Genomic DNA, 20231 nt, shown 5'->3' with positions numbered 1-20231 from the left:
GCGCTGCCGGACGTTCGCCAGGACATCCGCCGGCACCACGGGAGCCGCAGTCATGTAGATGGGCCGGCGGCAGTCGACTGGAGTGCCTCCGCCAGTGCCTGCATCCTGTCGATGACGGCGTCCGCTCCGGCGGCGGTGAGGCGTTGGTGTTTGGCGGGCTTGTTGGCATAGCCGATCGTCAGCGTGCCGGCGGCTTGGCCGGCTTCAACGTCGGTAACCGAGTCACCGATGAAGAACGCATCGGTCGGCCGAGCGCTCACCGTCGTAAGGCCACGCTCGATAAGAAACGGATGCGGCTTGAGGAGACGCGGGGACATACCGTCGAATCGGGCCGCGACGCCGTCAATGTAGGGGGTCAGCTCGTGGCCGCGTACGTAGGTCTCGATGGCCATGCTGGCGTTGTTGCTGACGATTACAACCCGGCGTCCGGAGTGGTGGGCGGCGCGAAATAGATCCTCGATGCCTGATGTCGGCCTGGCGGTGGCTACGGCGGCGATCTCCGCGTCTCGACAGGTGTCGGCAACCGAGCGGGTCAACACGTCATCGCCGAGCGCGTCGACCTGGCCGAGAATTTGGAGCGGGTCAGCGCTCAACGCCGCGATGCTGAGCGGCAGTTCGCCGCCGAACCGTTCCCGGACAACCTCGCGCAGATCCTCGGCCACGGTGGCGGCGGGGTAGCCGGCGAATACTGAGCAGATCGGGCCGTCGAAGTCGATCAAAAGGCATTGGGCCCGGTCGATCAGTTCGGTGAGGGTCATGGGGTGTACTCGTGGGCGATGCTGGTCCAGACGCTGTCGAACCAGGTGCGGGCCTGGTGGACGAACTGGTCCGCGGCGTCGTCGTCCTCGCCGCTGGTGGCGTAGTGGAACAGCGGGACGTCCTTGCCGAGCACGTCGAAGATCGTCACCGGCTGCTTGTCGACCGAGACGGTGTTGGTGACGACCGGGTAGAAGCCGAAGAAGACTTCGTCGCGGTTGAGGACGTAAAGCTTGGACAGCACGGTCGTGCCGTGGGCACGGACTTCGACGGTGGCGTTGCGGACCAGTCCGAGGGTGCCCAGCTCCCCTACGGATTCGGTGATGGCTTCGGTGTTGCGGCGGGCGATGCGGGCCGCGCGTTCCCGGACGGCGGGGTCGTCGCCTACGGGATCGGCGCGTGACGGGATGACGGAGGGCAGGCTCAGGTCTGGCAGCAGGATCCGGATCGCGACGGACTCCGGGGTGAGGCGGCCGGCGCGGATCTTGTCGAGTGGCTCCTGAATCGCGCCGTGCAGGGTCTCGCTGGAGAATCCCGAGAAGTCGATCGTGACGTGTGGTCGCTCGAACGCGGCCTCGATGTGCGGGCGTAGGCCGACCGGCCGCTCTGTCTGCGCGCGAACGAACGCGCCACTCCCCTGTCGGGTGACGACCAGGCGCTCATCGCGCAGGATGCGCAACGCGGATTTGATGGTCTCGCGGGCTACGCCGTAGCGCTCGGCCAAGTCGTTCTGCGACGGCAGCCGTTCCCCCGGCGCGAACTTGCGGGTGAGGATCGCCGCGCGGAGCACGTTGGCGATCTGCTGGGAGGCCGGGCGGGCGTCGTCCGGCTCCAGGTCATCGAGGCTGCGGGCATCCACGTTCACTCCAGCAGAGTAAAGCCTGGCTAGCCAGGCTAGGAAATGTAGCGCGCTCCTGCTTGCGTAGGTACGCTGACTTCCGTACGGTCGATATGACTAGCCAAGCTAGTCAAATATGGCCTCGCACGACGTTACTCGCTGCACTGCGGTTGATCTTGTCTCGCGAGGACAGCCAGCACCGGGGCGGGCACGGGGCAACGCCAGTCGCGACCCCGCCCGCCTCGGTGCCGTCGATGCCGCTTGCGGAGGTCAGCACATGAGCGAACCGCTTCCCGCGTTCGACGGCAATCCACCGATCGACCCGCCGGCCGAGTGCGTCAGCCCGCTCGTGTGGCGGCTGTCGCGAAGCCTGCTCGCTGACCATCGCCCCGGTCCGGACGGGTGGTGCCTGCTGTGCCCGCCGGCCATCACGTACCCCTGTGTCGCCCGGCAGCTCGCTGACCGCGGCCTGACCTTCGCCATTACTGGCCTCGACCCTGTCACCGATCGCAGCCTGCACCGCGGCAACCGGTGGCACCGATGGTGACCAGCACGGTCCGCCGGCTCCTTGCGAGGCAGACGTGATTAGCCCGTTCGCCATCGCGCCTCGGCTGGCTGTTCCCGCTGGGCAGCTCGTCGGGCGCCTGGTGCGGATACCCGCCGAGCAGTGCCGGTATCGAAAGTCCGGCGCTCAACCCACCACCTGCGAAGGGACGGGGCTGTGATGCCCACAGTAAATGACGCTGCCCGGATCACCACGCGAGACGGCGCCGTCTGGCGCACCTGTGGTGGCTGCGGCCTGCTCGCCGCACTACCGACCGACGCCGACAAGTGTCCCGGCTGCGACCGGCCCACTGCAACAGACGCGCGGCCTACGCCGGACGTCTGGGAGATCGCTCATCGGTACGCCGAGACCGTGGGCCGGATTCAGGCGTGGGTCGACATGGCCCATCGGAGCGACGCGGAGCGTCTCGACAACATTCGCCAGTTCCTTGCTGACCTCGACCGCTTCCACGCCGCGCGGCGGAAGGAGGCCGGGAGATGCCGCTGATCAATGTGATCCGGGGCGAGTCGATCCCGACCGCGCCGTTCACCGTTCGCACGCCGGTGCTGCGGCTGCCCATCTGGCTTCTCGTGATGTGGCAGGCAGTCAAGGCCGTGGCCTGGCTGGTCATGACCTACATGCGGTACTGGTGGGCGACCGGCCCCTCCACGGGCCTGTTGTGGCTCTACGCCGAGTACGGCTGGGTCGGCCCGGCCTCCGCGGTCGGCGGGATCGCGGCTGCGGCGACCGGGTGGGGCTTCGGGCATCGCCCGTCGTTCCTACGCTTCGGCTGGTATCCGGTCCTGGCCCGGTTCCGGCGCTGGACTTACCGGCGGCGTTGGCAGGCCGCGATGGTCACCGCGAAACTTGCCGTGTCCTTCGACCGGCACACGGTGCTGCCGATCCTGAAGCGGGTCCGGTGCCGTCCTGGCGCTGACGTCGTACTCGTTCGGATGGTCACCGGGCAGATCCCGGACGACTTCGGCAAGGTCGCCGAACGCCTCGCGCAAACCTTCGGCGTCCGGCAGGTCAAGGCCATCCCCGGCCCAGCGTTTGGCACAGTGGTGTTGGTCCTGCTCCGCGGCGACCCGCTGACCAAGACCGTCCCGCCGTTCCCGACCACGGCCGTACCGGACTTCACCGCACTGCCGGTGGCTCGGCAGGAAGACGGCGACGTCTACGACCTACGCCTGTTCGGTACTCAGGTCCTCGTCGTCGGGGCGACCGGGTCGGGCAAGGGCTCGGTGATCTGGTCGATCGTGCGGTCCCTGGCCGGCGGCGTCGGTACCGGACTGGTCAAGCTCTGGGGCCTCGACCCCAAGGGCGGTATGGAACTCGGCATCGGGCTGCCGCTGTTCGACCGCTTCGCCAGCGAAGACTTCCCCGCGCTGGCCGCGTTGCTGGAAGACGCGGCAAGAGAGACACAGCGTCGGGCGGTGCGCCTCATGGGCCGTACTCGTCAGCACGTGCCGACGGTGGAAGAACCCCTCATCGTCCTAATCATCGATGAGCTGGCGAACCTCACTGCGTACCTGACCGACCGGCACCTCAAAGACCGCATCAAGGCGGCGCTCGGAATCGTCCTCACGCAGGGTCGCGCAGTCTGCGTACACGTGATCGCCGCTCTTCAAGACCCGCGCAAAGAAGTGCTGCCAGCACGCGGGCTGTTCCCGACTCGGATCGCGCTGCGGCTGTCCGAGTCGAATGAAGTTGATCTGGTCTTGAACGACGGGATGAGGGACCGGGGCGCGCTGTGCGATCGCATCTCGGAGACCACACCGGGTGTCGGCTACGTCGTCCTCGACGGAAACCCCACCCCGATGCGGGTCCGATTCTCCTTCCTCACCGACAACCAGATCCGCGAGATGGCCGCCACCTACAGCCTGCTCCAGGTCATCGACGGTGAAACCGTCGAAGGCGGTGCGGCATGACCGGCACCGCGCGAAGCGAACGGATCGAATCGACGCTGCTGGTGCTGATCCTCACAGTCGTCGCCATCGCGGCCGGGTGGGCGTCGTTCACCACGTGCACGACTGGACCATGCGGCACGTCCCGGCCGGTACACCTGGCGCGTTCGGCTGGGTCAACGCGGTCATCTCCGAACTCGTGCCGGTCGCGGCATTCCTCACCATCCGCCGCCGTCAACGCACCGGAGCACCGATCGGCTACCCGGTAGTCCTCCTGCTGGCCTCGGCGGCCCTGTCACTGGCCGCGCAACTCGCGGTCGCCTCGCCCAGCCCGTCCGGCTGGCTGCTGTCCGCCGTACCGGCGCTGGCGTTCATGGCCCTGGTCAAGCTCGTCTTCGCCACCCCGGCCGACAGAGCGCCAGCGGTTGACGAGCCCACTCCCCTACCGGTCGACACCGAACCGCCAGCCGAACCGGAACCACCGGCGCCCCGGCCGCGGACCACCGCGGCCGTCGTTCCCGTGCCGGCCGGCGCCTTCACCCGCTTGCAGACCTCGGAGGTGAACCACCGTTGATCGCCACCACCCTGCCCATCCTGGCCAAGGAAAACGCGCCCCGGCCGGGGTCGCGGGCCGCACGGCTGGCACTGCCCCGGGCCGTCGACGCGCTCAAGAACCTCGCCATCGACCACGGCGTCTGCATCCGGCCCGTCTCGCTACGCCGCACCGACCTGACCACCGGCGCCACCGAACTGATCGACCTGCCCTGCGGCGCAACCCTCGACGTCAAGTGCCAGCCCTGCGCCAAACGGGCACGGCACTACCGGCAGGTGCAGATCCGCGAGGGCTGGCACCGTACCGATGAACCCCTGCCCACGCCGGCCGCCGCCACCGACGACCAGATCGGACTGATCTTGCTGCGGGCGCACCTCGAGTTCTATCGCGCGCAGGCCGAGCAGGCCGCCGAGTGGGACCAGGTCGCCGAGCTGGACGACGCGATCACGGAGGTGGAAGCGGCCATTGCCGCTGAGGGACTTCGCGGGCGGGTCGCACCGCCGCACGACACTCCCGGCGACGATGACGACCAGGGCGACGCCGACCGAACGCGTCGGGTCCGGTCCACCCGTCGCCGCCAGGACGTACCCGACCTGCCCCGGCAGAAAGTCGAACCCCGCACCGTCGGACGCACCTACGTCGGCCGCGACGGCAGCACCCATCAGCCCTCGATGTGGTTGACCCTGACCCTCGACACCTACGGCCCGGTGCACTCCGTCCCGCAGGGACGTCCGTGCCCGTGCCGGCGGCGGCACACTGACGACGACCCGCTGCTCGGCACCCCGGTCATCCCGAACTCTTACGACTACCGGCGGGCGGCCTGGGACGCCGTGCACTTCCCCCGGCTCCTCGACCGCATGTGGCAGAACCTGCGCCGGGCGGCGGGCTGGAACGTCCAGTACGCGGGCTGCGTCGAGCCGCAACGCCGACTCGCGCCGCACGCGCACTTCGCCATCCGGGGCACAATCTCCCGCGCGCTGCTCGAACAGGTCTCCACCGCCACCTACCACCAGGTCTGGTGGCCGGCCGCCGACCGGCTGAGGTACGCGCCCGACCGGCCGCCGGTCTTCGACGCGGATGCTGAGACGTGGGTCGACCCGGACACCGGGGCTCCGCTGCCCGGCTGGGTGGATGCGCTCGACGCTATCGATGACGACCCGGACGCAGAGCCTGCGCACGTCGTGCGGTTCGGCCCGCAGGTCAAGGCTAAAGGCGTCGACCCCGGCAGCAAGGACGTCGAACGGACCATCGGCTACATCACCAAGTACGTCACCAAAGCCGCCGCGGAATGCCACGACCACACCAGCGACCCACAACGCGACCACGCCGACCGGCTCTGGCGCGAACTCCGCGTCACGCCCTGCTCGGACCGGTGCGCGAACTGGCTGCTGTATGGCGTTCAGCCGAAGAACGCGACCGGCAAGCTCCGGCCCGGCCACTGCAAGGGCCGCGTCCACCAGAAAAGCACGCTCGGCATCGGTGGGCGCCGTGTGTTGGTCTCGCGCAACTGGTCCGGCAAGACCCTGCGTGACCACCGCGCCGACGCACACGCCTGGGTCAAGGCACTGCTCGGCGTGACGGCGGCTGCCGATGACGCACCCCCGGCAGACCACCAGCAGGCCACGCCGTCGCCATTCGCCTGGGAGATGACACGGCCCGGCGACCCGGACCTAACGCCGCTGGAACACCGGCTCCTACGCGCGATCTCCCAACGCATCCAACGTCGCGCCCAGCTCGCCGCAGCGAGAAGACAGAACGGGCCAGATGTTTCGGCAACCGAGAACAAACCGGCGTGCGGCCACGAGGGGGACGGATGAACGAGCTGCTGACGGTTCCGGAAGTCCTTGCAGAGCTGCGCGTATCCCGCTCGACGTGGTTCTACTGGCGGCAGATCGGCAAGGGGCCGCGAACGATCAAGCTACCTAACGGCGAACTGCGGATTCGCCGGTCGGCGCTGCACGAGTGGCTGGGCAAACTCGAAGGGCAGGCGGCGTGAAGAGCTTCGAGTTTCAGGTCTGGGAGATCACAAAGCGGGTGGACCGCAAGGCCAAGCCGTGGCGCGTTCGGTGGGCGGTGGCCGGCAAGCGATTCGAGGACACGTTCCGCACCAAGGCTCTCGCGAACTCGTTCCGCTCAGAGCTGGTCAAGGCTGCGAACGACGGTCAACCGTTCGACACCGAATCAGGTCGGCCATGGGCTGAGGCGCGGGCACATCAGGCCGTCACCTGGTACGTCCACGTTCGGGAGTACATGCAGGGGAAGTGGCCTCGGCTCGCCGCCAAGTCGCGGCGGGGCACCGTGGAGGCGCTGACGCACGTGACCCTCCTGATGACGACAGGCACTCGGCGCGGGCGCCCTGCCGATGCCGTGCTGCGGGAGGCGTTGTACGTCTACGCCCTCAACCCTCGCCGGTGGTCGGAGGAGCCTTCCGAGACGAATGCCGCGGCGCTGGCCTGGCTGGAGCGGGCGTCGTTGCCCGTCACAGAGTTGGACACGGTGGCAACCGTCCGCCGGGTCCTGGACGGCCTTTGCACCAGGATCGACGGCAAACCGGCCGCTGCCAGCACCATCCGGCGCAAGCGCGCGATCTTCTACAACGCGGTGGGCTACGCCGTCGAGCTGGGCCGCCTCGACGGCAACTCGATCGGATCCAGTGGACGGCGCCTGAGGTCGCCTCGGGCGTGGATCGCCGGGTCGTCGCTAATCCGGCCTAGGTCGCCGCGCTGCTCAACGCTCTCCAGTCGCTCGGCAAACGGGCCGATCGGGTTACCGCCTTCTTCGGCTGCCTGTACTACGCCGGAACGCGCCCGTCTGAGGCGGCCGACCTGCGCCGGCCGGACTGCGTGCTGCCCGGTCGCTGCGTCGGCTGCGACACCGAACTACCCGACGTCACAGCTGCGCCGGCTGGCCAGTGCCAACACGAGAAGATCGAGTATGGCTGGGGCCGGATCACTCTCGCCGAGACTGCGCCTCGGTCGGGTACAGCATGGACCGATGACGGCCAGGCGCACGAGCGACGCGGCCTCAAGCACCGGGCACGCAAGGACACCCGGCCGGTTCCGATCCCGCCGCAACTCGTGGCGCTGCTCCACAAACACATCAGGGACTACGACACCGCGCCGGACGGCCGCCTGTTCCGAGGTCTGCACGGCGGGCCGCTCTCCGAGTCGGTCTACGACCGGTGGTGGAAGCTCGCCCGCGTGCAGGCGCTCACCTCAGCCCAGGTCGCCTCGCCTCTGGCCCGGCGGCCGTACGACCTTCGCCACGCCGCCGCGTCCCTGTGGCTCAACGCGGGCGTACCGGCTACCGAGGTTGCACGTCGGCTCGGCCACAGCGTTGCTGTGCTGCTTCGTGTCTACGCCACCTGCATCGACGGCGGCGATGCAGGGATGAACGACCGGATCTACGGGGCGCTCGGTTGATCCCCGTTGGGCCTTCGACGCGGTGGCGTAGCGGCGCCCTGGTGCGACACTGCACCTCGACCATCGACCCAGCCATACCGGTGTTCTACACCACCTCCTCGGAAATCCCCTACACCGTGGGGGTCTTTTGTGGTACCGTTGACGCGCAGCGCTCTGCACGGCTAATCTAGCCGTGCCATCGAGCGCTGTCCAAACCAGCCTTGCTCGATGTTCCGTCGTCTAGCAGTAAGGCTGAAGCCCATGGTCGTCGACCACACCCCTCCCGCCCCGAACAGCCCTAACCAGGCCCTCTGGACTGCGCTCATGGTCGTGCTTGCTTTGGTTGTTGGCATTACTGGCGGAGCCGTGGCGTGGGCCGGAGGAGACAACCCGCAAGCTTCAGTGCTGACCGGTGGCGGAACGTTCGGAGGCGCGCTGCTGCTGTTCTTGGCCGTCTACCGCTCCGCGACACCACCCCCTCCTGAGCGTCATGGGGGTCGGCCGGCCTGCGGGTGTAGTTGACTTGCCCGCCGTGGGCGGACTGTGGGCGGCAGGCTGAAGCAGACGGATACGGGTTGACAAAACGCCAGGTCAACGCCACTGCGAGGGCCACCGTTCGGGACTCCCTGTAAATCCGTCGCGAAAGCTACAGAGGTTCGAATCCTCTACCCGCCACAGGCGAGAAGAACGGCCCCGAGAGCTGCGGAAACGCGCTCCGGGGCCGTTCTCGTCAAGTCGGCGGTGGGAGATGGCGGCCACCATCTCGGCAGAAGCGCTCATTGATACCCGCCCGCCTGACGGGCTCAGCATCGATCTCGCCGGCGACCCGCGGGACGCGGCCGCTGTCGCATCCGAATCGTTCCGAGCTCACATCGAGCGCTGGAACCGTCGCTCGTGAAAGGCATCCCCGCAGCAACTCCGAACGTCTTTTGGGATTCGGGTGGCCTGGTCAACGCGCCCTGGATACTGGCGCTGTGGTGACGTACGTGCGGTCGTATTACGCGGATGAGGATCTTTGGAGTTATGAGGAACTTGACGGTGAGCGGTGGTCGACCCGGCACGTTGAGGTGCGGGGGCGGGACGGCACCGTAGTCGCTGCGGCTTCGTTGGCTGAGGTGATCGCCGCCCGGGAAGCCGGGGGCACCTCTGCGGTCGTTCTCTACGAGCGCCAGTACGGCACCGTTCCCGAGGCGCCGTTTCCGGAAGTCCCCACCGCCGATGAGCCGCCCATGGAACCGGTCTCCGCCGAGGAGTTCGAGGCCCTGTGGCTGCGCGGACGACAGGCGTGCGCCGATCAGTTGAAGTAATGCCACGACGGCCCACCAGCATCCGGTTTGTGATCGTATGACCGCATGGGTGTCCGTCGGAGAACGCTGCTTCGTGCCGCAGCCGCAGGGTGGGTAGGGACCCTCGCCGCGCCGGCTGGGGCCAGCCTCGCAGCGGATGGTCGGGGGCCGCGGACGATCTATGTGGTGGGTGATTCCACAGCCTTGTCGTACGCCGTGACGGAGGTTCCGAGGGCCGGCTGGGGGCAGGCTCTTCCGGTCTTCCTCAACCACAACACCTTCGTCGTCAACGAGGCGGTATCCGCTTCCAGTTCCAAGAGTTTCTCCGCCGCCGGGCGGCTCAACCGGATCCTCGCGGTCCTCCGGCCCCGGGACGTCCTGCTCATTTCCTTCGGGCACGGCGACCAGTCCGAGAATCCCTCCCGGCACACAGATCCGTGGACGACCTTTCAGGACTACCTGCAGCTCTACATCGACGGCGCCCGGGCCACCCGGGCGCTTCCCGTCCTGGTCACCCCAGTTGAGCGGCGGCGCTTCACGAATGACGGCGTCCCGTACCTTTCGCATGGCGAGTATCCCGACGCCATGCGGGCCCTGGCCGCCGCCACCCGTACGCCGCTGATCGACCTCAGTGCGCTCTCCTTTGCCCTGTGGAGTTCGCTCGGGCCGGAGGTCACCAAGGACTACTTTCTGACAGCGGACGACACCCATCTGCAGGCGCGTGGCGCGATCGAGGTTGCCCGGCTTGTCGTGTCGGCCGGATGGATGCTTCCCGGCCGGGACCGGCGGGCGCTCCGGGAACCCAGCATTCCGGAGGATCTGCTGGTCCGGCCTCAGACCCGGCCCGGGCCTGACCCACTCTGACGGGCGGTCAACCAGTGACGGCGCGCGAGCCGTACGCCGGGCCGAAGATCACTAGCAGGGCCAGGTCCTCGGTCACGTTCAGGAAGCGGTGCTCCTCGCCCGCCGGTACGAAGATCACCGCGCCTGGGCTCACCTCGGCCCGGCCGTCCGGGGTGACGATGGTGGCCCGCCCGGCGGTGACCACGTAGATCTCGTCCTCCGTGTGCGGGTTCTGGTCGTCGACTCCCCCGGCCGGGATGCAGTACGTCCCCACCGAAAGGTCCGGCACGGCCAGGTGTTCGACCCAGTCGTTGACGGCCCCTACCGGCGACGTCCACACCCCTGCGCCTTCGATGATCTGCATGGCGGCAGCCTAGGGGGCGTTGAAGAACGGGCCATGCCGTTCGTCATCTCGGTGTACGCAGGATGGCACGCGGTCGAGAGAAATCCGCACCTATCAGGGGATGGGCAGGCCGCACGCCGGGAATATTCTGGTCTGACACTCATCGGCCCTGCTTCGGCACAGAAGACAGACCATGGACACGTCAAATCTGATACGCAACACGGACCAGGTCAGCTGCCTCAATGACCGGGACGAATGCGTGACCACCGTGACGGTCCGCGGACGCTGGGACAACCAGCTGCGGACCAGGATGTCGCGCGTGCTCCGCGCGTGTGTGGCCGAGACACCTCGGATGATCATTGTGGATCTGTCGGAACTTTCCGACGACCAGGGCGAGTCCGCCATGACCTGGCAGACGCTCACGCGGTTCGCCGCCCAGCGGCGCGCTCCCATCGGCCTCGTCGTGTGTTCCTGCCCGCCCCGGGTGGCCGAGCGACTGCAGGCCAGTTCCACCGGAGGTGCCGTGACGACGGCCGAGACGGTGGCCGCGGCACGAGCTGCCGCCGCCGGGTATCTGCAGTGGCCGCATCAGCATCGGATGCCGTTACCGCCGGATCCGGTCGCCGTCTTCCTGGGCGGCCGGACGGTCCACGATCTCTGCAGCAGTTTCGGCCTGCCGGCGCTCGCCCCGACCGCTCGGCTGATCGCGTCCGAGCTGATCAGCAACGCCGTCGACCACGCCCGGACCGATCTGGACGTCGCCCTCTCCGTCCGCGGGGATGTGCTCCACCTGGGCGTGTACGACCGGCATTCCGGGCTCCCCGTGGTCGCCGAGGCCGAACCCTGGCATCCCGACCAGCTCCGGGACCAGCACGGCGCCGGCCTGTGGCTGGTCGACGCCGCCGCCACGGCCTGGGGTGCGCTGCCCTGGCACAGCGGCAAAGTGGTGTGGGCCACCCTCGCCATCGACGGCCGGGCGATCGATGAATGACCGGGCCGGCCCCGCGGCGGGTGCTGATCCCCTGCGCTTCCGGGTGAGCCACGGCGACGATCAGGTCACCGTCGTGCTGTCCGGCGATCTCGACCGGCTGACCGGCCCCACCGTGCTGGATCTCGTGGACCTCGTCATGCAGCGCCCGGTCCGTCGCATCGACATCGACCTGGCCCAGATCGAGTTCCTCGACCTGGGCGGGCTCCGCACGCTGCTGCGCGTGCATCAGCGCGCCGCTGGTGACGGCATCCTGGTGGTCATCCGGAACCCGCGGCACTACGTTCGCTGGCTCCTGGAGACCACCGGCGCCCAAGAGTTGCTGCTGGAGAACCATCCTTCTTCGCGTGGTCCGGCCGGGTCGGCATTGTCCTGGGTCGGTTGGCACACCGAACCCGACGCGTACGCACGTCGTATGCGGGAACGCAGCGGCCGCGCCGACGATCGGGACCGCCTCGCGGACGAACGCGAGAAGATGCTGGACGAACGGCAGCAACGGGTCGCCGACCATCAGCAGTGGGAGGACATCCGGGAAGACCTCGCCGATCAGCGCGAGATGGACCTGGAACGGCGGGAACGCGACGACTGAGTTCGCCGCTGCTGTCGAGGTACGGGCTACGCCGTTCGTCATCTCGGTGTACGCCTACCGAGAGGAGCACCATCATGCGCTACGTCATGATCATCACCGGGGACGAGTCGAACTGGTTCGGGGCGGCCGCCGCTTCCGGCCTGCTCGATGAGGTCAACGCCTGGTGGCAGAAGTGGCACGACGCCGGCAAGGTGGTTCGGGGTGGCGCTGAGCTGCAGCCCTCCAGCACCGCCAAGACCGTCGGTCCCGGCGCCGACGGGCAGCCGACCGTCACCGACGGGCCGTTCCTGGAGCTGAAGGAGGTCGTCGGCGGTTTCATCCACCTGGTCGCCGACGACATCGACGACGCGGTGGCCGTGGCCGCCACCTGGCCCGGGATCACCGCGGCCGGGGACCGGATCGAGGTTCGCCCGATCGTGGAGTAGCCACCAGGGCGTCGAGGCGGCGCGCCAGCAGCTCCCGTTCCGCCGGGTTCGTGGCCAGGGCCAGGGCTCGGCGCGTCGCTTCGATCGCCTCCGGTTCGCGGCCCAGCCGGCTCAGCAGGTCGGCCCGGGTCGCGTGCCAGAGCCGGTAGCCCGCGAGCCGGTCCGCCAGGTCGTCCACCTCGGCCAGCGCGGCCGCCGGACCTTCGACATAGCTCGTGGCGACCGCCCGGCCCAGCAGGACCACCGGCGACGGACGCATGATCCGCAGGTGGTCGTAGAGCTTGCGGAGCGCGACCCAGTCGGTGCGCTCGTAGGACGGGGCCGCCGCATGCTGGGCGGCGATGGCCGCTTCCAACTGGTACGGGCCGGGGCGATCGTGACCGGCCGCACGGGCCAGCCGCCGTACCGCGGTGTGGATCAAGGTTTGATCCCAGCGGGACCGGTCCTGGTGCTCGAGCAGCACCAGCCGCCCCTCGGCGTCGAAGCGGGTGCCGGAGCGGGCCTCGTGGAGTTCGAGCAGCGCGACGAGGCCCGCCACTTCGGGCTCGGCGGGCATCAGAACACTCAGCTGCCGGGCCAGGTCCAGGCCTTCGCGGGCCAGGTCGCGGCGTTCGTGAGCGTCTCGGGACGAGGCCAGGTAGCCCTCGTTGTAGATCAGGTAGACGACGGCGAGTACGGCCGGCAGCCGGGCGGCGTACTCCTGGGGCGGGGGTGGCTCGAAGCGGACGCCGCTGTCCCGCAGCCGGCGTTTCGCGCGGGTCAGGCGTTGCGCCATGGTCGTGGCCGGCAGCAGGAACGCCGCGGCGATCGTCTCCGCGGGCAGGCCGGCCACCGCGTTCAGGGTCAGCGCGAGCTGGGCGGGTTCGGCGAGCGCCGGGTGGCAGCAGGCGAAGATCAGGGCGAGCCGGTCGTCGCCGGTCGGTTCCGGTGGCGGGGTGCTCGCCAGCGCGGCGAGTTTGTCGCGGCCGGTGGCCTCGCGGCGGTGCCGGTCGACGGCCTTGCGCCAGGCGGTGGTGACCAGCCAGCCGGCCGGGTTGTCCGGTACGCCGTCGGCGGGCCAGCGGTTCAGTGCCTCGGCGACCGCCTCCTGGAGGGCCTCCTCGGCCCGGTCGAGGTCGCCGAGCCGGCGGGCCAGCACGCCGAGCATCCCGGCCGCGTCCACCCGCCAGACCTCGTCCAGCGCTGTTCGCGCGTCGTCCACCCGGCCATCGCTCACCGGCCCAGTCTGCCCAGCCCGACCCGGTCCGCCGAGCCCGGCGGATCCGCCGCGACCAGACCAGCGACCTGGATCGGCGAACTCAGAGCTTGAGTTTGCGGCGGATGTCCGCCCGCAGGCCCTCGGGCAGGTCGTCGAGCTCCAGATACTCCCGGAGCCGGCCCGAGTCGTGCATCCAGGCGTGATAACTGTCGCCGATCGTCACGCCGTGCGCGGGTCGGTCCAGGATCCGTACCTCGTCACCGGCCCGGACGTCGCCCGGCCGCACCACCCGCAGGTACGCGCCCGGCCGGCGTTCCGCCGCGAACCGCTTCACCCAGCGGGGCACGCCCATCTTCCACTGGAACGTCGCGCACGGGATGCGCGCGGATGTCGTCTGCAGCACCAGTTCCTCGCCGATGGCCCAGGTCTCGCCGAGGACCGCGCCGTTGACGTCGAGGCCTTCGGTGGTCAGGTTCTCGCCGAAGATGCCGCCCGGCAGGCTGCGGCCGAGTTCCTGCTCCCACCAGTCGTAGTCCTCCCGGGCGTACGCGTAGACCGCCTGGTCGTCGCCGCCGTGGCTGTCGATGTCGAAGATCTGATCGCCGACCAGGCCGCTGTGCAGGCCGGTCCGTTTCGGGCCCGGGGCGCGCACCGGGACCGGGTGGTCGACCGGCTGCTTGTTGATGCCGGTGATGCCGACGTTCTTGGCATCGCTCTTCTCCGGGACGGCCAGGTTGACCTGCAGGACGGTGGCTCTGCTCATGCGGGGAACTCCACGGTGCGGCGGTCCTCGATCGGGGTGTAGCCGAGGCGTTGGTAGAGGGCGTTACTGGTCGGATTGCCCAGATCCGTGAAGAGGACCACGTCGGTGGCTCCGGCGGCCAGCGCGGCCTGGGTGACTGCCACCGTAGCGGCGCCCGCGTAGCCCTGGGCGCGGTGCTCGGGGGGCGTGTAGACCGCCTGCACCCGCACCATGCCGGCCGTCGGCTTGGTGATCCCGGCCATCGAGACCGGGTGGCCGTCGACCTCCCAGAGCAGCAGCCCGCCGTGCGACAGCTTGTCGTCGACGAACTCGGCCGAGTGGTCCGCGTCCTCGCCGAGGGTTTGCTGGAACGCGATCATCCAGTTGATCAGCAGGTCGCGGTCGCGGGCCTCGGCGACCCGGCCCGCGCCGGGAGCCGGCGGGTCGGGTGGGCTCAGGTCGGCGAGCCGGTACAACCGCTGGCGTCCGGTCAGCCGCGGGGTGACACCGGTGAGGCGCTGCCATTCGGTGGCGAACGCCTCCACCACCTTCTCCGGCCCGGCGATACCCGGCAGGTCCGTCCCGGCGAGGCTGACGGCCAGCTCAGCGGCGGCCGCCGGGGGCATCTCGGAGAGCAGAGCACCGCGCGGCGGCGTACGCAAAAAAGCCCCGTCGCCACACCAGCCGAGCACCGCCGCGCCGTCGCCGAAGGCGTGCGGCCCGCGTTCCCGCAGCGTCCCGGTGATCGTCAGCAGCACGGTGTTCTCCACCGGGCGAGCGCGCAGGAACTCCCCCGCCCCGCTCAGGAACTCGTCCACGTTGTTGGTGATGTGCCAGGCCATGCCGTCATCCTCGGCCCCGCCGGAGCCCGGCGCATCCCTAATTCGGCAGGCCCCACGCCTTCGCGATGCGGGCCAGCGAGTCCCGCCGCGTGGCCGGGTCGTAGACCGTGCCGGCCAGGATGAGCTCCTTGGCGGCGGTCCGCTCGACCAGTTCGTCCAGCGCTTGCACGACTTCCTCGGCGGTGCCCGCGTACTGGGTGCCGGGGAGCTGGTCGAGCAGCTGGCGGTCGAGGTCGGACAGCTCGCGGGTGGCGGCCTGCTCGGGCGAGACGATCGGGCCGAGCCGGCCGGTGCGCAGGCTCAGCGCCATGATCCGGCTGGGGCCGGCCAGGAACTGCGCCTCCTCGTGCGTCTCGGCGGCGATCACCGAGGCGCTGACCATCAGGTGCGGCTCGGGGAAGCGCGGCGACGGCTTGAAACCGTCGATGTAGAGCCGGGCGGCGGTGTCCACGTCGGAGCTCATGGCGAAGTGGTACGCGTAACAGAACGGCAGCCCGAGCGCCGCCGCCACCTGGGCGCCGTACGTCGACGAGCCGAGCATCCACACCTCGGGGGAGGTCGCCGGGGCCGGTGTCGCGCGCAGCCGTTCGATCCGCTCGGGGGCGACCCGGTCGTCGCCGAGCAGCGCGAGCACCATGCCGAGGTGGTCGGGGAACTGCTCGACGGTCAGGTGCGGCGACACCCCGCGCAGCGCGGCCGCGGTGGCCTGATCGGTGCCGGGCGCGCGGCCGATGCCGAGGTCGATGCGGTTCGGGTGCAGGGCCTCCAGCAGCGCGAACTGCTCGGCCACCACGAACGGCATGTGGTTGGGCAGCATGACGCCGCCGGAGCCGACCTTGATCCGCCGGGTGTTCGCCGCGAGGTGGGCGATCAGCACGGGCGGTGAGGTGGACGCGACGGCCGGCATGTTGTGGTGCTCGGCGACCCAGAACCGCGAGTAGCCGAGGTCGTCGGCGGCCTGGGCGATCTCGGTGGTCCCGCGCAGGGCGTCGGTGCTGTCGTGACCCTCGCGGACGGTGGCGAGATCGAGCACGGACAGGGGTACGCGACTCATGAGGTGATCCGTTCCGGAAGAGATGGGGTGACGAAGGCGAAGCCGGCGCGGAGCAGCTCGTGCAGGCCGGTGATGCCGGTGTCGGCGTCCCAGTGCGGGCAGGAGGTGTTCAGCACCGTACGGGCGGCGTTGATGGTCAGGTCGAGCCGCAGGTCGTCCAGGTCGGCGTGGCCGGCGGCCCACTCCCGGACCGCGACCCAGAACTGGTCGGCCAGCTCGCGGGAGCAGCCGGCCAGCTCGGGCGAGGCGAGCCGGACGCGGCGCTGCAGCAGCATCCGATCGGCCGCGGCCGTGGTGTAGCCGATCAGGACTTCGCGCAACGACGACCAGAGCGGCTCGCCGGCCGGGCGCTCGGCCAGCAGTGTGGCCCAGAGGGCGGGGTCGTCGGGGTCGGGGTCGAAGACGACCGACTCCTTGCCGGCGAAGTAGTTGAAGAACGTGCGCCGGGAGATACCGGCGGCGGCCACGATGTCGTCGACCGACACGGCGTCGAAGCCGCGCTCGGTCATCAGCCGCAGCGCGGCCGCGTGCACGAGACGCCAGGTCTCGCGTTTCTTACGCTCGCGGACCGGGCTGGCAACGACCATGATCCCGACCGTACGCCGATTGCACTCGGTGCAACTTGCACTCGGTGCATGAACTGCGCCACACCGGCCGGGTCAGCGCCGGCGCTGCTGCCGCCGGATCGCCTGCACGCCGACAGTGGAGGCGCCCAGGGCCGCGCCCGGCACCAGCAGCCAGATGGGCCACGGATAGACGTACCCGTCGACGGTGACCGCGACCAGGAACCAGACCATCAGGTTGACGGCGGCGACCGCGCCCCAGATCGTCCACAGCACGAGCAGCGCCATCGGCAGCTTGCGTTCCGCGCGGCGCACCTCGGCGGCCTTGCGAGCGCTCACCTCGGCCGCGCTCACCCCCGGCCGCGGCAGGTCGGCCACGGGGATCAGCAGCTCGGCGTAGGTGCGGGCGGCGTACGCCTGGCGCACCCGGTCGTCGTACTCGTTCAGCGAGAGACGGCCCTCGTCGAGGGCCGTTTTCAGCTGATCAGCGATCTTGTGCCGGTCGGCGTCGGCCGCCCGCAGCGTCTCGGCATCACGGTGCGGCACGACGTCCTTGGCCATGACAGCAGGTTAGTGGAGCCACACGCCCCGCTCCAGACCCGGCACGGCACGCTGACGGATCAGGGCAGCCGCTGCGGATCACGTTCCAGGGGTGCGGTCGAGCCGTCCACGGGGTCAGCCACCCCGCGGTCGGGCGGCTGCTCGCGCATGGCCGGCAGCAGCCGGGCCACGTCCTGCGCGGCGCGAGACCGCGCGGCGACCATCTCGTCGGCCCGTCCGAGCGCCCCGCCCGGCCGGCCCGCGACCACGGCCGCGGCTAGGGCCAGGCCGCCGGCCAGCGCGAACGCCCACCGCGCGTCCCCCGACCGGTCGACGAGCGTCCCCGCGGCGGCACTGCCGACCGCGCTGGCGGTGACCGCCATGGTGATCACCCAGGTGTAGGCCTCGTTCAGCACCTCGCCCGGGGCGATCCGGCTCACCAGGTTGTTCTCCACGGTCAGCGCGGGTGCCATCGCGACGCCGCCGACGATCAGCAGCACCGCCAGCCACCATGGCCCCGGCGCGGCGACCAGCGCCAGGAAGCCGATCCCGATCGCCGCGAGCAGGACGGCGTACCGGCGGCTCGGTTCCGTGGCCGGACGGCGGGTCCCGAAGTACACGCCGCCGCAGGTACTGCCCAGCGCCCAGACGCCCAGCAGCACCCCGCCGAGGCCCGCGCCACCGCCGTGGGCAGCGGCAAAGGCGGGCACGCCGACGGTGACCGCGCCGAAGCCGGCCCCCAGCAGCCCGGTGCAGAGCAGCAGCGTGCCGAACCCGGGAGTCCGCCGCATCGGGCGACGCGCCACCCGCCGGGGGAACCGCAGCACCGGCACCCGGGCGACCGCCAAGCCGCCGAGCAGCGTGACCGCCGCCGCGACCAGCAGCGCCGGGCCGTAGCCGAGCCGGAGCACGGTCAGCGCGGCCACCAGCAGCGGGCCGATGACGTAGATCAGCTCGAACAGTGACGTCTCGGCCGCCAGTGAGGCCTGCCGCACCCGTGGCCCGACGACGCCTCCGGTCATGGTTGTCCAGGCGCCCCGGATCGCCCCGGTCAGCGGCGGATAGGTGGCCCCCGCGATCGCCGAGACGACCAGCAGCAGCGGCAACGCCGCGTCGGTCAGCAGGGCCAGCGCGGTCAGGACGAGGGCGTGGGCCAGCGCGCAGAGGCGCAACACCGGCGCGGGGCCGATCCGGTCGGCGACGCGTGCGGTCAGCGGGTTGACCACCGCGCCGGCGAGCGCGTAGCAACCCGCGGCGAGGCCACCGGCGGCGTACCGGCCGGTGACCTCCTCGACGAGCAGCAGCAGGGCAAGCGGGGTCATGGCGATGCCGAGCCGCGACACCATCCCGGCCACCAGGAGCGTGGGGGCGTACGGAATCCGCCATACCGTCCGATAACGACCTGTTGCCATCACCGGAACGTAACGGCGCGGAGCGGGAATCCCGTCGTCTATCAGGCTAAAGGGGTGATGACGACAATCCGACAGGCGTCAGTGCGCCGCCGCCATCGCCCGTTCCAGGCGCTCGGCCGCCCGCCGGTCCGCGCGGGCCATGGGTCCGCTCGGCACGGCGGCCACCAGCGCGGCCAGAACCAGCACCGCGGCCGCGAAGACAAAGGCCCACGGCAGCCCGCCCGGCTGGTCCACGATGGCCCCCGCCACCGCGCCACCGGCCGCGCTGCCCGCCACGGACACGGTGACCACCCACGTGTACGCCTCGTTCAGCATGCCGGCCGGGGCGATCCGGCCGACCAGGTTGTTCTCCACGGTCAGGGCCGGGGCGATCGTCGCGCCGCCCACGACCAGGGCGATGCCCAGCGACAGCGGATTGGGCATGGCGGCCAGCACCAGGAAGCTCAGGGCGACCCCGCCGAGCAGCCAGGCGAACTGCCGGGGCAGGGCCATCGCGGGCCGCCGGGTGCCGAACCAGATGCCGCCGATCGCGCTGCCCACGCCCCAGACACCGAGCAGGACACCGCCGAGGCTGTCACCGCCGCCGTGCTGGCCGGCGTACGCGGGCACGATCACGCCGGCGGCGCCGAAGGCCGTACCGAGCGCGGCGACACAGACCAGCAGAGCGCCGAAACCGCCGACCTTCAGCGGGCCGAGGCCCCGGGTGGCGTCCGCGTCCACGTGGCGCACCCAGTGCCGCATGATCGGCAGCGACGCGATCCACAGGGTGCCGGCGAAGGTCGCCACGGCCGAGGTGGCCAGCGCGGTCGCCGGGTCGTGGGTGACCACGAGCAGGGCCGCGACCAGCATCGGGCCCAGCACGAAGACCAGCTCGAACAGGGACGTCTCGGCGGCCATCGCGGCCTCCCGCAGGCCGTGCCGCCCGCTGCCCACCGCGGTCGCGTCGGTCCAGGCCCGGCGGATCGCCGCGGTCAGCGGCGGGTACGTCGCCCCGGCCAGCGCCGACGCCACGAAGATGCCCGGCAGTGCCGCCTCGCCACCCCGGCTGACGAGCAGCAGGCCGACCAGGGCGAGCGGATGCAGCACGGCGGTCGTCCACAGCACCGGTGACGGGCCGATCCGGTCGGCGAGGCGCCCGGCGACCGGGCTGATCGCGGCGCCGGCCAGCGCGTACATGCCGCCGGCCAGGCCCGCGGCGGCGTACCGGCCGGTGGCCTCCTGGACCAGCAGCAGCAGGGCGAGCGGGGTCATGCCGATGCCCAGGCGGGCGAGGATGCCGACGATCAACAGGACCCGGCCGCCCGGCATCTGCCACACGCCAAGGTACTGACGCAGTGCGGTCATCAGGTCCTACCTCCTCGCGGTGAGCGTCGAACGTAACTGTCGGCGGGCACGTAACACACGTGA

The 20231-nt window shown here is 70.3% G+C and carries 22 protein-coding genes; 11 read left to right on the top strand and 11 right to left on the bottom strand.

The features are described from left to right. Positions 1-50 precede the first annotated feature (50 nt). Both ACZ6S4_RS27435 and ACZ6S4_RS27430 read right to left on the bottom strand, forming a co-directional pair. On the bottom strand, positions 51-758 hold the full coding sequence (locus tag ACZ6S4_RS27435; protein ID WP_465477659.1) for an HAD family hydrolase: 708 nt from the start codon (positions 756-758) through the stop codon (positions 51-53). Beyond that, a complete protein-coding gene (locus ACZ6S4_RS27430; RefSeq protein ID WP_465477658.1) occupies positions 755-1621 on the bottom strand; it encodes a winged helix-turn-helix domain-containing protein in 867 nt (288 codons plus the stop codon). The genes ACZ6S4_RS27435 and ACZ6S4_RS27430 overlap by 4 nt, the downstream gene beginning before the upstream one ends. Before the next feature lie 250 nt (positions 1622-1871). Here ACZ6S4_RS27430 and ACZ6S4_RS27425 point away from each other — a divergent pair, with 250 nt between their 5' ends. From ACZ6S4_RS27425 to ACZ6S4_RS27390, 8 genes are all read left to right on the top strand, one after another. Next, entirely contained in the window at positions 1872-2141 is a 270-nt protein-coding gene (locus ACZ6S4_RS27425; protein ID WP_465477657.1) for a hypothetical protein, read from the top strand. A 494-nt stretch (positions 2142-2635) separates the two neighbouring features. Continuing rightward, positions 2636-4069, top strand: coding sequence for an FtsK/SpoIIIE domain-containing protein (locus ACZ6S4_RS27420; protein WP_465477656.1), 1434 nt, complete (start codon positions 2636-2638; stop codon positions 4067-4069). Between the two features lie 76 nt (positions 4070-4145). After that, positions 4146-4619 carry a DUF2637 domain-containing protein gene (locus ACZ6S4_RS27415; RefSeq protein WP_465477655.1) on the top strand — a complete coding sequence of 158 codons (474 nt, stop codon included), beginning with the start codon at positions 4146-4148 and terminating at the stop codon, positions 4617-4619. Further along, on the top strand, positions 4616-6415 hold the full coding sequence (locus ACZ6S4_RS27410) for a replication initiator (RefSeq protein WP_465477654.1): 1800 nt from the start codon (positions 4616-4618) through the stop codon (positions 6413-6415). The genes ACZ6S4_RS27415 and ACZ6S4_RS27410 overlap by 4 nt, the downstream gene beginning before the upstream one ends. Then, positions 6412-6594 (top strand): helix-turn-helix transcriptional regulator, encoded by a 183-nt coding sequence (locus ACZ6S4_RS27405; protein ID WP_465477653.1) that lies wholly within the window; start codon positions 6412-6414, stop codon positions 6592-6594. Before ACZ6S4_RS27410 ends, ACZ6S4_RS27405 begins: the two co-directional genes overlap by 4 nt. Before the next feature lie 847 nt (positions 6595-7441). Further along, positions 7442-8020, top strand: coding sequence for a tyrosine-type recombinase/integrase (locus ACZ6S4_RS27400; protein ID WP_465477652.1), 579 nt, complete (start codon positions 7442-7444; stop codon positions 8018-8020). A gap of 953 nt (positions 8021-8973) precedes the next feature. Continuing rightward, positions 8974-9306, top strand: a complete 333-nt coding sequence (locus tag ACZ6S4_RS27395) for a hypothetical protein (protein ID WP_465477651.1) — start codon at positions 8974-8976, stop codon at positions 9304-9306. Between the two features lie 45 nt (positions 9307-9351). Continuing rightward, positions 9352-10149: a rhamnogalacturonan acetylesterase gene (locus ACZ6S4_RS27390; RefSeq protein ID WP_465477650.1), complete on the top strand. Its 798-nt coding sequence runs from the start codon at positions 9352-9354 to the stop codon at positions 10147-10149. A 7-nt stretch (positions 10150-10156) separates the two neighbouring features. Here ACZ6S4_RS27390 and ACZ6S4_RS27385 read toward each other — a convergent pair whose 3' ends face one another. After that, positions 10157-10492 carry a cupin domain-containing protein gene (locus ACZ6S4_RS27385; protein ID WP_465477649.1) on the bottom strand — a complete coding sequence of 112 codons (336 nt, stop codon included), beginning with the start codon at positions 10490-10492 and terminating at the stop codon, positions 10157-10159. Positions 10493-10730: 238 nt separating this feature from the next. On the opposite strand from ACZ6S4_RS27385, the gene ACZ6S4_RS27380 reads away from it, so the two are divergent. The 3 genes from ACZ6S4_RS27380 (at position 10731) to ACZ6S4_RS27370 (ending at position 12473) form a co-directional block, all read left to right on the top strand. Continuing rightward, on the top strand, positions 10731-11462 hold the full coding sequence (locus tag ACZ6S4_RS27380; protein ID WP_465477648.1) for an ATP-binding protein: 732 nt from the start codon (positions 10731-10733) through the stop codon (positions 11460-11462). After that, entirely contained in the window at positions 11455-12048 is a 594-nt protein-coding gene (locus ACZ6S4_RS27375) for an STAS domain-containing protein (RefSeq protein ID WP_465477647.1), read from the top strand. Before ACZ6S4_RS27380 ends, ACZ6S4_RS27375 begins: the two co-directional genes overlap by 8 nt. Positions 12049-12122: 74 nt before the next feature. Next, entirely contained in the window at positions 12123-12473 is a 351-nt protein-coding gene (locus tag ACZ6S4_RS27370) for a YciI family protein (RefSeq protein ID WP_465477646.1), read from the top strand. Here the strand turns inward: ACZ6S4_RS27370 and ACZ6S4_RS27365 are convergent. The 8 genes from ACZ6S4_RS27365 to ACZ6S4_RS27330 all read right to left on the bottom strand — a co-directional run bounded on the left by ACZ6S4_RS27365 (position 12427) and on the right by ACZ6S4_RS27330 (position 20168). Then, entirely contained in the window at positions 12427-13689 is a 1263-nt protein-coding gene (locus tag ACZ6S4_RS27365) for an RNA polymerase sigma factor (RefSeq protein WP_465477645.1), read from the bottom strand. The genes ACZ6S4_RS27370 and ACZ6S4_RS27365 overlap by 47 nt on opposite strands. Positions 13690-13771: 82 nt before the next feature. Next, positions 13772-14434 (bottom strand): MOSC domain-containing protein, encoded by a 663-nt coding sequence (locus tag ACZ6S4_RS27360; protein ID WP_465477644.1) that lies wholly within the window; start codon positions 14432-14434, stop codon positions 13772-13774. Then, a complete protein-coding gene (locus tag ACZ6S4_RS27355; RefSeq protein WP_465477643.1) occupies positions 14431-15255 on the bottom strand; it encodes a GNAT family N-acetyltransferase in 825 nt (274 codons plus the stop codon). Before ACZ6S4_RS27355 ends, ACZ6S4_RS27360 begins: the two co-directional genes overlap by 4 nt. Before the next feature lie 37 nt (positions 15256-15292). Further along, positions 15293-16309: an LLM class flavin-dependent oxidoreductase gene (locus ACZ6S4_RS27350; protein ID WP_465477642.1), complete on the bottom strand. Its 1017-nt coding sequence runs from the start codon at positions 16307-16309 to the stop codon at positions 15293-15295. Continuing rightward, the gene (locus ACZ6S4_RS27345) at positions 16306-16896 is read right to left on the bottom strand and encodes a TetR family transcriptional regulator (RefSeq protein WP_465477641.1); all 591 of its coding nucleotides are present in this window, start codon (positions 16894-16896) and stop codon (positions 16306-16308) included. Before ACZ6S4_RS27345 ends, ACZ6S4_RS27350 begins: the two co-directional genes overlap by 4 nt. A gap of 72 nt (positions 16897-16968) precedes the next feature. Continuing rightward, positions 16969-17433, bottom strand: a complete 465-nt coding sequence (locus ACZ6S4_RS27340; protein ID WP_465477640.1) for a DUF1707 SHOCT-like domain-containing protein — start codon at positions 17431-17433, stop codon at positions 16969-16971. A 59-nt stretch (positions 17434-17492) separates the two neighbouring features. Continuing rightward, positions 17493-18824: an MFS transporter gene (locus ACZ6S4_RS27335; RefSeq protein WP_465477639.1), complete on the bottom strand. Its 1332-nt coding sequence runs from the start codon at positions 18822-18824 to the stop codon at positions 17493-17495. Between the two features lie 78 nt (positions 18825-18902). After that, entirely contained in the window at positions 18903-20168 is a 1266-nt protein-coding gene (locus ACZ6S4_RS27330) for an MFS transporter (protein WP_465477638.1), read from the bottom strand. Between the last annotated feature and the right edge of the window lie 63 nt (positions 20169-20231).

This window comes from Actinoplanes sp. NPDC051405, assembly GCF_055586185.1.
The sequence above is the reverse complement of the archived record's forward strand: the minus strand, read 5'-3'. Positions and strand labels throughout refer to the sequence as shown.

Bases quoted from the DNA above. Each gene is read 5' to 3' on its own strand.
- ACZ6S4_RS27405 (WP_465477653.1), top strand. From the start codon at position 6,412: ATGAACGAGCTGCTGACGGTTCCGGAAGTCCTTGCAGAGCTGCGCGTA.
- ACZ6S4_RS27345 (WP_465477641.1), bottom strand. From the start codon at position 16,896: ATGGTCGTTGCCAGCCCGGTCCGCGAGCGTAAGAAACGCGAGACCTGG.
- ACZ6S4_RS27370 (WP_465477646.1), top strand. From the start codon at position 12,123: ATGCGCTACGTCATGATCATCACCGGGGACGAGTCGAACTGGTTCGGG.
- ACZ6S4_RS27420 (WP_465477656.1), top strand. From the start codon at position 2,636: ATGCCGCTGATCAATGTGATCCGGGGCGAGTCGATCCCGACCGCGCCG.
- ACZ6S4_RS27340 (WP_465477640.1), bottom strand. From the start codon at position 17,433: ATGGCCAAGGACGTCGTGCCGCACCGTGATGCCGAGACGCTGCGGGCG.
- ACZ6S4_RS27425 (WP_465477657.1), top strand. From the start codon at position 1,872: ATGAGCGAACCGCTTCCCGCGTTCGACGGCAATCCACCGATCGACCCG.
- ACZ6S4_RS27390 (WP_465477650.1), top strand. From the start codon at position 9,352: ATGGGTGTCCGTCGGAGAACGCTGCTTCGTGCCGCAGCCGCAGGGTGG.
- ACZ6S4_RS27375 (WP_465477647.1), top strand. From the start codon at position 11,455: ATGAATGACCGGGCCGGCCCCGCGGCGGGTGCTGATCCCCTGCGCTTC.
- ACZ6S4_RS27350 (WP_465477642.1), bottom strand. From the start codon at position 16,309: ATGAGTCGCGTACCCCTGTCCGTGCTCGATCTCGCCACCGTCCGCGAG.
- ACZ6S4_RS27330 (WP_465477638.1), bottom strand. From the start codon at position 20,168: ATGACCGCACTGCGTCAGTACCTTGGCGTGTGGCAGATGCCGGGCGGC.
- ACZ6S4_RS27385 (WP_465477649.1), bottom strand. From the start codon at position 10,492: ATGCAGATCATCGAAGGCGCAGGGGTGTGGACGTCGCCGGTAGGGGCC.
- ACZ6S4_RS27355 (WP_465477643.1), bottom strand. From the start codon at position 15,255: ATGGCCTGGCACATCACCAACAACGTGGACGAGTTCCTGAGCGGGGCG.
- ACZ6S4_RS27360 (WP_465477644.1), bottom strand. From the start codon at position 14,434: ATGAGCAGAGCCACCGTCCTGCAGGTCAACCTGGCCGTCCCGGAGAAG.
- ACZ6S4_RS27335 (WP_465477639.1), bottom strand. From the start codon at position 18,824: ATGGCAACAGGTCGTTATCGGACGGTATGGCGGATTCCGTACGCCCCC.
- ACZ6S4_RS27435 (WP_465477659.1), bottom strand. From the start codon at position 758: ATGACCCTCACCGAACTGATCGACCGGGCCCAATGCCTTTTGATCGAC.